13 protein-coding genes are annotated in these 12556 nt (G+C 65.7%); 11 read left to right on the top strand and 2 right to left on the bottom strand.

Going from position 1 to position 12556, the window contains the following annotated elements:
- Positions 1–20: 20 nt before the first annotated feature.
- Positions 21–971, top strand: coding sequence for a transcriptional regulator FeaR (feaR, locus tag C7A17_RS14630; protein ID WP_106738695.1), 951 nt, complete (start codon positions 21–23; stop codon positions 969–971).
- 11 nt (positions 972–982) lie between these two features.
- On the opposite strand, the gene C7A17_RS14625 is transcribed toward feaR, so the two are convergent.
- Positions 983–1459, bottom strand: coding sequence for a MarR family winged helix-turn-helix transcriptional regulator (locus C7A17_RS14625; protein WP_106738694.1), 477 nt, complete (start codon positions 1457–1459; stop codon positions 983–985).
- A gap of 127 nt (positions 1460–1586) precedes the next feature.
- Positions 1587–2912 carry an alginate export family protein gene (locus C7A17_RS14620; RefSeq protein WP_106738693.1) on the bottom strand — a complete coding sequence of 442 codons (1326 nt, stop codon included), beginning with the start codon at positions 2910–2912 and terminating at the stop codon, positions 1587–1589.
- Positions 2913–3244: 332 nt separating this feature from the next.
- Between C7A17_RS14620 and C7A17_RS14615 the strand changes: the two genes are divergently transcribed.
- The 10 genes from C7A17_RS14615 (at position 3245) to C7A17_RS14570 (ending at position 12547) form a co-directional block, all read left to right on the top strand.
- Entirely contained in the window at positions 3245–4393 is a 1149-nt protein-coding gene (locus C7A17_RS14615; RefSeq protein WP_106738692.1) for an amine dehydrogenase large subunit, read from the top strand.
- Between the two features lie 12 nt (positions 4394–4405).
- A complete protein-coding gene (locus C7A17_RS14610; protein WP_106738691.1) occupies positions 4406–4945 on the top strand; it encodes a MauE/DoxX family redox-associated membrane protein in 540 nt (179 codons plus the stop codon).
- A gap of 3 nt (positions 4946–4948) precedes the next feature.
- On the top strand, positions 4949–5560 hold the full coding sequence (mauD, locus tag C7A17_RS14605) for a methylamine dehydrogenase accessory protein MauD (protein ID WP_013717289.1): 612 nt from the start codon (positions 4949–4951) through the stop codon (positions 5558–5560).
- A 16-nt stretch (positions 5561–5576) separates the two neighbouring features.
- Complete coding sequence (locus C7A17_RS14600) at positions 5577–6098, top strand: methylamine dehydrogenase light chain (RefSeq protein ID WP_013717290.1); 522 nt, start codon at positions 5577–5579, stop codon at positions 6096–6098.
- Between the two features lie 15 nt (positions 6099–6113).
- A complete protein-coding gene (locus tag C7A17_RS14595; protein WP_106738690.1) occupies positions 6114–6641 on the top strand; it encodes a cytochrome C in 528 nt (175 codons plus the stop codon).
- Between the two features lie 70 nt (positions 6642–6711).
- Positions 6712–7479 carry a sulfite exporter TauE/SafE family protein gene (locus C7A17_RS14590; RefSeq protein WP_106738689.1) on the top strand — a complete coding sequence of 256 codons (768 nt, stop codon included), beginning with the start codon at positions 6712–6714 and terminating at the stop codon, positions 7477–7479.
- A gap of 162 nt (positions 7480–7641) precedes the next feature.
- On the top strand, positions 7642–7884 hold the full coding sequence (locus tag C7A17_RS14585) for an exodeoxyribonuclease VII small subunit (protein ID WP_106738688.1): 243 nt from the start codon (positions 7642–7644) through the stop codon (positions 7882–7884).
- The gene (locus tag C7A17_RS14580; protein ID WP_106738687.1) at positions 7881–8768 is read left to right on the top strand and encodes a polyprenyl synthetase family protein; all 888 of its coding nucleotides are present in this window, start codon (positions 7881–7883) and stop codon (positions 8766–8768) included. Before C7A17_RS14585 ends, C7A17_RS14580 begins: the two co-directional genes overlap by 4 nt.
- Positions 8769–8775: 7 nt before the next feature.
- Complete coding sequence (locus C7A17_RS14575; protein WP_106738686.1) at positions 8776–9084, top strand: DUF2388 domain-containing protein; 309 nt, start codon at positions 8776–8778, stop codon at positions 9082–9084.
- 190 nt (positions 9085–9274) lie between these two features.
- The gene (locus tag C7A17_RS14570; protein ID WP_106738685.1) at positions 9275–12547 is read left to right on the top strand and encodes a carboxyl transferase domain-containing protein; all 3273 of its coding nucleotides are present in this window, start codon (positions 9275–9277) and stop codon (positions 12545–12547) included.
- The last annotated feature ends 9 nt before the right edge of the window (positions 12548–12556 follow it).

The following is a 12556-nucleotide window of genomic DNA, read 5'->3' as shown; positions in this document are numbered from 1 at the left end:
AAATAAAGTGAGGTTGCCTCATGAGCGTGCATACATCCCGTGATTTCGAACGCTGGAACCACAGCGTTCACAGCGTTTGCGGGCGTTTCGAAACCCGACCGGCCTGGCATGACTCGGCCTTCGTCGGCGAGATCGAGCGCATCGACCTGGGCGGCCTGGAAATCGCCGATATCAGCACCAACGCCCTGGCTATCAACCGTCAGCGCGGTAACAGTGCCCGCGCCGATGATCGCTACTATTTTCTGGTGATGCAGCGCGAAGGGGTGATGGCCATCGACCAGGGTGACCGAGAATTCGTACTGAACCCCGGCGACATGGCCCTGCTCGATTCGGCGCAGGCCTTCGAGATGAAACCGCAGGGCCTTATCCGTCAGCTTTCGGTGCACCTGTGCCGGGACATGGTCGACCCGCTACTGCCGCTGGCAGCGCGACGTTTTGGCAAGCTGGAGAAGGAAAGCCCGACCGGGCACCTGTTGCAGGGCATCCTGCAGCAGATCGCCAACGGCGAGCTCAGCTCGGCTACCCAGAACCATTACGGCCCCGCCCTGCAGAGCGCCCTGATCGCCCTGCTGCCGCCGGCTTTCCACGATGAGCAACTGTTCGAACCGGGCCGCCCGCTGCGCCGCCTGGCGGAGAAGATCATCAGCGAATCACTGCCGAATGCGCCGACACCGACCGAGTTGGCGGCGAAGCTGAACGTGTCGGTGCGCAAGCTGTACCGCCAGTTCGAGATCGACGGTGACAGCATCTGCCGCTACATCCAGCGCCAGCGCCTGGAACGCAGTGCGCGGGAACTGGCCGACACCGGCAGCCAGGCGCTACCGATCACCACCATCGCCTACAAGTGGGGCTTCACCGATTCGGCGCATTTCTCGCGCGTGTTCAAGCACTGTTACGGCGTGTCACCGCGAGCCTACCGAGCCGACGCCCTGAACCGCCAACTGGCGAGCCAAGCACACCTGCACGGCTGATTCGGCGCGAGTCAGACCTCGGAAAGATTGTCGAACATGGTGGCCAGGGTCTGGTTGAGCTTGCGGATCTGCGCTTCGGTCATGCCCTTGAAACCGGCATGGAACAGCTCCGCCGTGACCTCGTGCATGGCGAAGTAGGCCTGACGCCCCTTCTCCGTGATGGACACCTGGGTCACGCGGCCGTCGAGATCGCTCTGACGGGTATCGACCAGACCGTCGTCCTTCATCCGGTAGACGATCTTGGTGATGGTGGAGAGCTTGGCCACGGCGAACTCGGAAATCTCCGAGATGCTGGCGTCCTGGGTTTCATACAGGATGTTGAGAACGCGCCAACGAGGAATGTCGAGATCGACCTTCTTCAGCAGCCTTTCCATGCTCATCGAATAGCGGGCGTGAACACGCACCAGCCAATAGAACGGAAACTCTTCCTTGTGAAAATCTTCGCTGATCGGGTTGTAACGATTGCGACGTTTCTTCGGCACCTTCATGGATAGACCGCTTCGATGGGAACAAGGGTAGATAATAGATAATTCTAGTATTTGTTGCACCGTGGCATCGTGCCTCACGGGCCGCGGCGCCTCACCAGCAAGCGCTGGCAAGGCACGTTTTCAGGCGTCAGAACTGGAAGGCGAAGACCAGCTGGCTGTACAGGTTACGGTCGTTGTTACCCAGCTGGGCACCGCCCTCTTCGGCACTTTTCTTCGGCTGGTAGAGGCCTACCACCGGCATCACCACCAGGTTCTCGGTCAGCCCAAACTCGGCGTAGAGGTTCAGCTCGCGACCGGAGAAATCACCGCGCTCGCGGTCGAGCGTATCGAAGTCGAACCACAGCACGCCGACGCTGAGGTTTTCCAGCGGGGTGGCACGCAGGCCGACGTGATGCACACGGCTGTTGGTGTTGAACGGGCCAGCATAGTTACCCGCCACCTCACCCTGGAACCAGGTGCCGTAGCCACGGCTGAAACCGTAGAACAGCGTGTCGTAGCCTTCCGAGAAACGGCTGTAGCGATAGCTCAGCGTCGGCGACCAGGCGACGTCGGCGAACGTCCAGCCCGCTTCCAGGTACCAGGCGTTCTCGTCATGGCCCCGATCGCGATCCTGTCTGGCGTATTCGCCGGACAGCGACAGGTTCTCCACGCCGGCATTGCCCGCAGCACGCAGGCTGTAGGTATTCATGCCTTTGCGCTCGAGCTGCGACGGCGAGGCGTAGCGCTCGTCGACGTCACGCGTACGGACATAGGTGAGCCCCACCGTACCGGCATCGGCCACGTGCTCCAGGGTACCGACGTAGAGTTCGGTCTTGGCCTGCGCGCGGTTGTCGGACTTCAGCCACATCAGGTCGCCACGCCAGCCCTGCTGCCCGCCCAGGCGCAGCACCGCGGTCTGGTCGAAGGCCTTGCGCGCCGCCAGGTAGTAGGCGCCACCACGGTTGAATTCGCCATCGGCCAGGCCCTTGCCGATGTTCAGGGCGTCACCGTTGATCAGGAAGCCGTCGCCGACCATGACATTCTGCCGGCCGAAAGAGACGTCCACGCCATCCTCGCCCAGCACCTCGAAGAGATTGCCCGAGCGCCAGCCGAGGTAGGCATCCTCGATCTTGGTGGTGCGCTCGGAGCCGTCGGAGAAACCGGCGGCATCGCCATCGCCCCAGGTGGCGGAACTGAGCATGGAGAACGCACCGTAGGAATTGCCCACGCCTGCCAGGCCCTGCTCGAAACTCAGGCCATACTTGACGTAGCCCTCGCGCCAGGAGGAACTGCCCTCTTGCAGTCGCCCACTCGGGGCATAGTTCTCACGGCTGTGAAAGAGACCGAACACGGCTTCGAGATTGGCCTGCACGCGTGTGTCGGCATCGGCGTAAAGCTCCACCGCGCCGGCAGGTAATGCGGCACCGATCAGCAGCGCGAGCGTGGAGAGACGAAAGGTGGGTAGCTTGGACATGAGGTTCCCCAGAGTGGTGAGTGAAGTTGACAGACCCCGACGCTATGCCCAGCTCCCCTCACACTCTTTCATCTGCCTGCCATTCACTTGCCTACGCCTGCCAGATCGCTCGATCCCCCGTCGCACGCCGCCGCCAGGCCTGCACGCTGGCAGGCAAATACAAGTTTCTTGCAGGCGCTTACAAGCCAGTGAGCTGCGTTTTTAGGATCGTGGTGATGCCCATCCCGAATCATTTGCCCTCGGAGAACGCCTGCATGCTCACCCGCCATTCAGCCAGACTGCTCTCGACTCCGTCGGCGATGCCCCGTACTCCCGACAACAAGGAGAACTCCATGCGAACACCTCGGATCATCAGACAGACCGCCCTGGCGCTGGGTCTGTCCCTGGTGGGGCTCGGCGCCCATGCCGAGCTTCCCCGTGACACCATCGGCCAGGAAACCCTGCCCTTCCCGCCGTCGCCGCACCGCGCCTATATCGTCGATGCCGAATTCGAGAACCTGGTGACCGGCCGCATCACCGTGGTCGACCCGGACAGCAAGCGCATGCTCGGCATGGTCAGCACCGGTTTCGCCGCCCCCTCGACCCTGAGCCACGACGGCAAGTACCTGTACACCGCCGACCTGTTCTATTCGCGCGGCACCCGTGGCATCCGCACCGACGTGCTCACCGCCTGGAACACCAGCACGCTGTCGCCCGACTGGGAAGTGGAAATCCCCAACAAGCGCGCGGTGATGCTGCCGGAGCGCCACGCCCTCGGCGCCAGTGCGGATGACCGCTTCATCTACATCTACAACTTCACGCCCTCCACCTCGGTGACGGTGGTCGACACCCAGGCCAGGAAAGTGGTCAGCGAGATCTCGATTCCCGGCTGCGTGCTCAACTACCCGGTCGGCAAGCGCCGCTTCGCCTCGCTGTGCGGCGACGGCAACCTGCAGGTGGTCACCCTGGACGACGCCGGCAAGGAAACCGCTCGCAGCCACACCGCGTTCTTCGACCCCAACGCCGAGAAGCTGGTGGAACGTGCCTATGCCGTAGGTGACACCTACTACTTCGTCACCACCACCGGCACCGTGCGCGCCGTGGACTTCTCCGGCGAGCAGCCGAAGATCATCCCGGCCTGGGAGCTGGTCACCGATGCCGCCGACAAGAAAGCCGGCTGGGCGCCGGGTGGCTGGCAGCTGATCGCCGTGGCGCCGAAGCTCAACCGCCTCTACGCCCTGATGCATGACGCCCACGAGCCGCTGAAGTGGGAAGACCCGAGCACCCTCATCTGGGTCTACGACCTGAAGACGCGCAAGCGTATCGGCACCCTGGAAGCCCCCGCGCCGATCTGGAGCCTGCAAGCCACCACCGATGACCAACCACGCCTGCTCGGCGCCAACGTCACCGGCGGCCTGGAAGTCTTCGATCTGACCAGCGGCAAGCACACCGGAACCGTGGAAGGCATCGCCAAGACCGCGATTCACGTACTCAGTCACTGACGAGGTGCAGCCATGCAACCCGATCCGATCTTCGTCATCGCCGCCGCACTCGCGGTAGCGGTGATCCTCGCCAGCGCCGCGACCCACAAGCTGCGCGCACCGGCCCGCTTCGCCAGCCAGCTGGAGGATTACCAGCTGTTGCCGCAAGCCCTGGTGCGCCCCGTAGCTCGGGTTCTGCCCTGGGTCGAGGTGGCCCTGGCCTTCGCCCTGCTGGTTCCAGCAGCGCGCCAGGTCGCGGCCTTCGCTGCTGCGGCGCTGCTCACCGGCTACGCCCTGGCCATCGCCATCAACCTGTGGCGTGGCCGTCGTGACATCGATTGCGGTTGCGCCGGGCCACAACAGGCGCAGCCGATCCGCCCGGTGCTGTTGGCACGCAATGCCGTTCTGGTGGGATTGGCGCTGGTCGCCAGTCTCGCTCCGCTGAGCCGTGGCCTGGGCGTGTTCGACGGTTTCGTCGTCATCGCTGCCAGTGCCGTGGCCCTGCTGATCTACGCCGCTGCTGATGGCCTGATGGCCAACAGCCCTCGTCTGCTCAAACTCATCGGAAGGTGAATCATGGAAGCTCTGATCGTTTCTAACATCCTGTTGTGGTGCCTGCTGATCGCCCTGGCCTTTGCCGTCATGGGCCTGGTGCGTCAGATCGGCGTGCTTCACGGTCGCCTGGCACCAGCCGGCGCGCTGATGGTCGACAAGGGCGTGGCCGTCAACGAACCCGCGCCGCAAGTGACCGCCGCCGACCGTAGCGGTCGCCCGGTGAACTTCGGCTATGCCGGCGAGAAGGCCCAGCTGCTGTTCTTCCTCTCGCCGACCTGTCCGATCTGCAAATCGCTGCTGCCGGCGATCAAGTCCATCGCCAAGACCCAGGCTCATCGTCTCGACGTGATCTACGTCAGCGACGGCGACATGGATGCGCAGAAGGCGCTGATCGCCGAACACAAGCTGGAAGACGCCACCTACGTGGTCGGCCCGGAAGTGGGCATGACCTACCAGATCGGCAAGCTGCCCTACGCCGCCCTGATCGACAACGCCGGCGTGCTGCGCGCCAAGGGCCTGGTGAACTCCCGCGAGCACCTCGACAGCCTGTTCGAGACCGAGCACCTGGGCAGCGCCACCCTGCAGCAATACCTGCATAACAGCCAGCACGCCCACGGCGCGCACAACCACTGAGCCAGGGAGCCCTGACATGAAATTGCTAGACCGCCTGTTCGAACGCTCCACCCGCCATGTGGCCGACACTACGTCGCGGCGCAACTTCCTCGGCCGTCTCGGCTCGCTGATGGTCGCCGGCGCCGCCCTGCCCGTGCTGCTGCCCATCGACCGCACCAGCAAGGCACTGGCCGCCGAGGCGCCGAAAGCCGGTGACCCGGGTGATCCCAGCAGTTGCGATTACTGGCGCTACTGCTCCATCGACGGCTTCCTGTGCAGCTGCTGCGGCGGCACCGTGACGTCCTGCCCACCGGGCACCGAGGTGTCGCAGGTCACCTGGATCGGCACCTGCCGCAACCCGGGCGATGGCAAGGACTACATCATTGCCTACAACGACTGCTGCGGTAAGCACAGCTGCGCCCAGTGCGCCTGTACCCGCAACGACAGCGAGGAGCCGCTGTACCGGCCGTTCAACAACAACGACATCAACTGGTGCCTGGCCGCCAAGTCGAGCATCTACAACTGCACCATCGCGGTGATCCGCGGCGTCGCAGTGTGAGCGAAGGGGACGATCATGCGTGCGCTCCTCATCGGACTGGCCTGCGTCATGGTCGCCCCCCTGGCCATGGCGCGCGCCATTCCCAATCCGGATCAGCGACCGGCTCCCGGCAACGAACAGCAGCAGACGCCTATCGCCCAGGCCCGCTACAGCACACCGGTCAACTATCAGTTGCAGTGCGCCGGCTGCCACCTGGACGATGGCGAAGGCTCCAGGGCCAACGACACGCCACGGATGAAGGACTTCGTCGGCCACTTCCTCAAGGTCGAGGGTGGTCGCGAATTCCTGGTGCGCGTACCGGGTATGTCGCAGTCAGCGCTCAGCGATGCACAACTGGCCGACCTGCTCAACTGGCTGCTGCGCGAGGACGGCATGGCCGGCAAGAGCATGCCGGCGCACTACCAGCCGTACAGCGCCGATGAAGTCGCCCGGCTGCGCAAGGTCAGCATGCTCAACCTGCCGGACACCCGCGCTCACCTGATTGAGCAGATGCGTGCATTGGGCATTCCGATCAAGGACGGCATGGGCGACGACACGCGTTGAGAGCGGGGACGGGCTGGCTGAGCAAGACCTCAGGTCGTATGCTGCACCTTTTTTGTGCGAGCCATGCCCCATGTCCGTGCCTGATCTGCTGCTGTTGGCCCTCGCCGGTTTCGCCGCTGGGGGCATGAATGCCCTGGCTGGCGGCGGTACCTTCTTCTCCTTCCCTGCGCTACTCGCTGCCGGCCTGCCACCGGTGACCGCCAACGCCACCAACGCCGTGGCGCTGTGGCCGGCCAGCCTGGCTGGTGCCTGGGCTGCGCGAGCGTCGCTACGGCCGCTGGGCCGCTACCTGATTCCGCTGTTGCTGGCCGGCCTGGCCGGTGGTCTGCTCGGCGGCCTGTTGCTGCTGGCGGGTGGCGACGACGTGTTCCGCGTACTGATTCCCTGGCTGCTGCTGGCGGCCACCGCACTGTTCGCTGCCAGCCCCTGGCTGGGTCGCTGGCTGGCCGCACGCCGCAACGTGTTCGAGCACCCGCCGCACACCCCGCTGTCGCTGGGCGCGCACATTGGCGTGTCGATCTACGGCGGCTACTTCGGTGCCGGCATGGGCATCCTGCAGCTCGCCGCGTTCTCCATCGAGGGCCACCCGCTGGCCCGCGCCAACGCCCTGAAAAACCTGATCTCGGCGGTGATCTACAGCATCGCCACGCTGACCTTCATCATCGCCGGCCGGGTCAGCTGGTACGAGCTGGCCATCCTGCTCACTGGCGCCACCATCGGCGGTTACGCTGGCGGCGCATTGGGCGAAAAACTGCCGCCGGCGCTGCTGCGCAGCTTCGTCATCCTGGTGGGCAGCACGATGACCCTTTACTACTTCTGGAGCACCTATCTGGGATAGGCCGTAGGGTGCGCCGTGCGCACCATCGCGGTCTTGTTGGTGCGCGCAGCGCACCCTACGCAGAGCCCAATCCCGATGCATATTCTCAGGCCCGCTGATTTGCCCGTCTGGCGCGGCTCTGCTAGTGTCGCGCCCGTTTCTAGCTTCCCGAGACTCGCCGCCATGGCCCGCAAGAAAGCCGCCCCCGACTTCGAACACTCCCTCGCCGAGTTGCAGACTCTGGTCGAGCGCCTGGAGAGCGGCGAGCTGTCGCTGGAAGACTCCCTGACTGCCTTCGAACAGGGCATCGGCCTGACCCGTGAATGCCAGGCCGCCCTGGCCCAGGCCGAGCAGAAGGTGCAGATCCTGCTGGAGCGCGACGGTGAATTGCAGGCAGCGCCCTTCGACACGGACGAATCCGCATGATCGCGGCGTACCAGAAGCGCTGCCAGACCCGCGTCGACACCGCTCTGGAACAGCTGTTCCAAGCACCGCGCACAGAACTCGAACGGCTCTACCAGGCCATGCGCTACAGCGTCATGAATGGCGGCAAGCGCGTGCGCCCGCTGCTGGTCTACGCCGCCTGCGAAACCCTCGAAGGTGATCTGGAGCGTGCCGACGGCGCGGCCTGCGCGGTAGAGCTGATCCATGCCTATTCGCTGGTGCATGACGACCTGCCGGCGATGGACGACGACGACCTGCGCCGCGGCCAACCGACCACGCACAAGGCCTTCGACGAAGCCAGCGCCATCCTCGCCGGCGATGCGCTGCAGAGCCTGGCGTTCGAGGTACTCGCCGACCGCCGCCGTAACCCGCAGGAGGCGGAAGTCCGCCTGCAGATGATCGAGCTGCTGAGCCGTGCAGCGGGCCCTGCCGGTATGGTCGGCGGCCAGGCCATCGACCTGGGTTCGGTCGGCCTGCAGCTCGACCAGCAGGCGCTGGAAGTCATGCACCGGCACAAGACCGGCGCCCTGATCGAAGCCAGCGTGGCGCTCGGTGCCCTGGCCAGCGGCAATACCGACGAACTGGCGCGTAAGGCCTTGCTGCAATATGCCCGCGCCATCGGCCTGGCCTTCCAGGTGCAGGACGACATCCTCGACGTGGAGAGCGACACCGCCACCCTGGGCAAGACCCAGGGCAAGGACGAAGCCCACGACAAACCCACCTACCCCGCCCTGCTCGGCCTCGACGCCGCCAAGGACTATGCCCTGGAACTGCGCGACCAGGCCCTGCACGTGCTGCGCCCGTTCGGCAACAGTGCTGAACCGCTGCGCGAGCTGGCGCGTTACATCGTCGAGCGGCGCAGCTGACCGACGCATGAAGCGAGCCCTTGCCCTGCTCTTCATGCTCAGTGCCGGCCAGGCCTGGGGCATGGACGGGCAAGGCAACTCGACCGACCACTTCACCGTGGGCAGCAGCCTCGGTACCGCCGGCATCACCGCCTCCACCAGCAATGCGCTGCGTCCCTACCAGAGCGCCCGTGACGATGCCCTGGCCTACGTTGCCTCGGCCGGCGACATTCGCGGCGCACGGCTGGAAAGCGCGCTACGACAGTACCGCCGCGACCATGCGGATGCAGATAGCAGCGACATGCAGGTCGCACTGGCCATCGCCTCGTTGCGCTGAACCGACTCGGGCGCCTCTGAAAACCTGGGCGATGCAGCTAGGCTGCTCTTGTGGGAGCGGCTTCAGCCGCGATGGCCGGCCTGCTCCATCATTGTCATCTATGACCGCATGATCGCCGCATAAGGCTTGCTTTACCCCAGCAGCCAGCCACCTAAGATGGCTCCATAACGACAAGACGTCCGGAGCCGCCATGCCCTTCCCAGCCCTGCTGATCGCCAACCGCGGCGAGATCGCCATTCGCATCGCCCAGGCCTGCGCCGACCTCGGTATCCGCAGCGTTGCGGTGTACGCCGAAAACGACAGCGCCTGCCTGCACACGCGCAAGGCGGATCTGGCATTGCCGCTCGCAGGACGCGGCGTGGCCGCCTATCTGGACATGGATCAGCTGATCGCCATTGCCCATGATCAGGGCTGCACGGCCATCCACCCCGGCTACGGCTTTCTCGCCGAAAACGCCGAGTTCGCCAGCCGTTGCCAGACAGCCGGATTGACCTTCATCGGCCCCTCGCCAGAAGCGCTGCAACTGTTCGGCGACAAGGCCGCCGCCCGCGATCTCGCCGAACGCTGCGGCGTCCCCCTGGTGCCCGGTATCAACCGTCCAGTGACGCTGGAGCAGGCCGCCGCCTTTCTCGCCGAACACGGCAGCGTGATGCTCAAGGCCCTGGCTGGTGGCGGCGGGCGCGGCATGCGTGCGGTGGACGATCCGGCGCAATTGACCGATGCCTTCGCCCGCTGCGCCTCCGAGGCCCAGGGCGCATTCGGTAGTGGCGCGCTGTACGTGGAAAAGCGCATGCGCCGCGCCCGGCATATCGAAGTGCAGGTGCTCGGCGACGGCAGCGGCACAGTCAGTCACCTGTGGGAGCGCGACTGCAGCCTGCAACGCCGCCATCAGAAGCTGGTGGAGATCGCGCCCAGCCCCGATCTCGACGCAGCCACCCGTGACGCCATCATCGCCAGCGCCCTGCGCCTGGCCGCCGAGGTGCAGTATCGCGGCATCGGCACCTTCGAGTTCCTGCTCGACCTCGACCAACCAGGGCGCTTCTACTTCATGGAAGCCAACCCGCGCGTGCAGGTGGAGCACACCGTCACCGAGCAGGTCACTGGCGTCGATCTGCTGCACACGCAGTTGCACCTGGCCGCCGGCAAAAGCCTGGCCGAGCTGGGTCTGCTCACGCCACCGCCTGCAAAAGGCTATGCCGTGCAGGTGCGCCTGAATCTGGAAACCCTGCTCGCCGACGGTACGGCGCGCCCGGCCGCAGGCGTGCTCGCGGCCTACCAACCACCCTCCGGCCCCGGTCTGCGTGTGGATGGCTGCGGCTATGCCGGCTATACCGTCAGCCCGGCCTACGACTCGCTGATCGCCAAGCTGATTGCCAGCGCCAGCGATTACCCCAGCGCCCTGCGCCGTGCCTATCGGGGGCTGTGCGAGTTCCGCCTCGACGGTGTGGCGAGCAACCAGCACCTGCTGCAGAACCTGTTGCACTGCGAGGCGGTGATCGCCAACCAGGTCGACACCACCTACGTCGAGCGTCATTTGGGCGAGTTGCTGGCCCCTCGCGATCAGGCCCATCCACATCGTTACTTTGCCACTGACGCCACGCTGCAAAGCGCCCAGGCCAGTGTCGATGCCCCGCCCTGCACGCTGGCCCTGAATGCCCCCAGTGCTGGCGTGCTGGTCAGCCTGGCGGTGGCCGAGGGCGATGCCGTAGCCACCGGCCAGCGCATCGCCGTGCTGGAAGCGATGAAGATGGAATTCGAGGTCAAGGCCGAGCACAGCGGCATCGTCCGTGTGCTGGCCGTAGCGCCCGGTGACGCCATCGGTGAAGGCCAGGCGCTGGCGTTCCTGGAACCTGCCGAGGTGGATGGCCTCGACGCCCACGGCGAGCAGGCAGTCGACCTGGCGCATATCCGCGCCGACCTAGCCGAAGTGCTGGAGCGCCATGCCCGCCTGACCGATGCGCGTCGCCCCGAGGCCGTGACGAAAAGGCGTAAGACCGGCCAGCGCACCGTGCGGGAAAACCTGGCGGACTTGCTCGATGCAGACAGTTTTATCGAATACGGCGCCATGGCCCTGGCCGCCCAGCGCCGTCGGCGCTCACCCGAGGAACTGCTGGAGCTGAGCCCGGCCGACGGCCTGGTCGCCGGTATCGGCACGGTGAACGCCGCGAGCTTCGGCGCCGAGGCCACGCGCTGCATGGCCATCGCCTACGACTACACGGTGTTCGCCGGTACTCAGGGCGTGATGAACCACAAGAAGACCGACCGCATGCTGGCCCTGGCCGAGAAATGGCGCCTGCCGGTTGTGCTGTTCGCCGAAGGTGGCGGCGGCCGACCGGGCGATACCGACTTCGTCGGCGTGGCCGGGCTGGACTGCCACACCTTCGTCGCCATGGCCAAGCTCTCCGGCCTGGTGCCGACGGTGGGTGTGGTCTCCGGCCGCTGCTTCGCCGGCAACGCCGCGCTGCTCGGCTGCTGTGACGTGATCATCGCCACCCGTAACGCGACCATCGGCATGGCCGGCCCGGCGATGATCGAAGGCGGTGGCCTCGGCAGTTTCACCCCCGAGCAGGTCGGCCCGACCAGCGTGCAAGGCCCCAATGGGGTGATCGACGTGCTGGTGGAGGACGAAACCGAAGCGGTCGCCGTGGCCAAGCAGTACCTGGGCTATTTCCAGGGCCCGTTGACCGACTGGCAATGCAGCGATGTCCGCGAGTTGCGCCACGTGATCCCGGAAAACCGCCTGCGCGTGTACGACATCCGCAAGGTGATCGAGCTGCTGGCCGACGACGGCAGCCTGCTGGAACTGCGCCGCCAGTTCGCCCCCGGCCTGATCACCGCACTGATCCGCATCGAAGGCAAGCCGTTCGGCCTGATCGCCAACAACCCCGCGCACCTGGGTGGCGCCATCGATGCCGTGGCCGGCGATAAGGCCGCGCGCTTCCTGCAACTGTGCGAAGCGCATGACCTGCCCATCGTCTCGCTGTGCGACACCCCCGGCTTCATGGTCGGGCCGGACGCGGAGAAGCAGGCCACGGTGCGTCATGTCTCGCGCCTATTCGTCAGCGCCGCCAGCCTCACGGTGCCCTTTTTCACCCTGGTGCTGCGCAAGGGCTACGGCCTCGGCGCCCAGGCCATGGCGGCCGGCAGCTTCCACTCGCCGCTGTTCACCGCCGCCTGGCCCAGTGGCGAGTTCGGCGCCATGGGCCTGGAAGGCGCAGTGCGCCTGGGCTTCGCCAAGGAGCTGGCGGCCCAGCCGGATGAGGCCGCGCGCCAGGCGCTGTTCGACAAGCTGGTGGCCAAGGCCTACGAAAACGGCAAGGCGCTGAACATGGCCAGCTATCTGGAGATCGATGCCGTGATCGATCCCGCCGACAGCCGCGTCTGGCTGCTGCGCGGGCTCAATGCGGCGCCGCGTCCGCCGCAGCGTGATGGCAAGAAACGCCCCTTCGTCGACACCTGGTAAGGAATTATC

The organism is Pseudomonas mendocina (genome assembly GCF_003008615.1).
In the GTDB taxonomy this organism is placed as follows: Bacteria; Pseudomonadota; Gammaproteobacteria; order Pseudomonadales; family Pseudomonadaceae; genus Aquipseudomonas; species Aquipseudomonas mendocina_C.
The sequence above is the reverse complement of the archived record's forward strand: the minus strand, read 5'-3'. Positions and strand labels throughout refer to the sequence as shown.

What these genes read in the sequence shown, in the direction of transcription:
- feaR (WP_106738695.1), top strand. Translation starts at nt 21, where the DNA reads ATGAGCGTGCATACATCCCGTGATTTCGAACGCTGGAACCACAGCGTT.
- C7A17_RS14625 (WP_106738694.1), bottom strand. Translation starts at nt 1,459, where the DNA reads ATGAAGGTGCCGAAGAAACGTCGCAATCGTTACAACCCGATCAGCGAA.
- C7A17_RS14620 (WP_106738693.1), bottom strand. Translation starts at nt 2,912, where the DNA reads ATGTCCAAGCTACCCACCTTTCGTCTCTCCACGCTCGCGCTGCTGATC.
- C7A17_RS14615 (WP_106738692.1), top strand. Translation starts at nt 3,245, where the DNA reads ATGCGAACACCTCGGATCATCAGACAGACCGCCCTGGCGCTGGGTCTG.
- C7A17_RS14610 (WP_106738691.1), top strand. Translation starts at nt 4,406, where the DNA reads ATGCAACCCGATCCGATCTTCGTCATCGCCGCCGCACTCGCGGTAGCG.
- mauD (WP_013717289.1), top strand. Translation starts at nt 4,949, where the DNA reads ATGGAAGCTCTGATCGTTTCTAACATCCTGTTGTGGTGCCTGCTGATC.
- C7A17_RS14600 (WP_013717290.1), top strand. Translation starts at nt 5,577, where the DNA reads ATGAAATTGCTAGACCGCCTGTTCGAACGCTCCACCCGCCATGTGGCC.
- C7A17_RS14595 (WP_106738690.1), top strand. Translation starts at nt 6,114, where the DNA reads ATGCGTGCGCTCCTCATCGGACTGGCCTGCGTCATGGTCGCCCCCCTG.
- C7A17_RS14590 (WP_106738689.1), top strand. Translation starts at nt 6,712, where the DNA reads ATGTCCGTGCCTGATCTGCTGCTGTTGGCCCTCGCCGGTTTCGCCGCT.
- C7A17_RS14585 (WP_106738688.1), top strand. Translation starts at nt 7,642, where the DNA reads ATGGCCCGCAAGAAAGCCGCCCCCGACTTCGAACACTCCCTCGCCGAG.
- C7A17_RS14580 (WP_106738687.1), top strand. Translation starts at nt 7,881, where the DNA reads ATGATCGCGGCGTACCAGAAGCGCTGCCAGACCCGCGTCGACACCGCT.
- C7A17_RS14575 (WP_106738686.1), top strand. Translation starts at nt 8,776, where the DNA reads ATGAAGCGAGCCCTTGCCCTGCTCTTCATGCTCAGTGCCGGCCAGGCC.
- C7A17_RS14570 (WP_106738685.1), top strand. Translation starts at nt 9,275, where the DNA reads ATGCCCTTCCCAGCCCTGCTGATCGCCAACCGCGGCGAGATCGCCATT.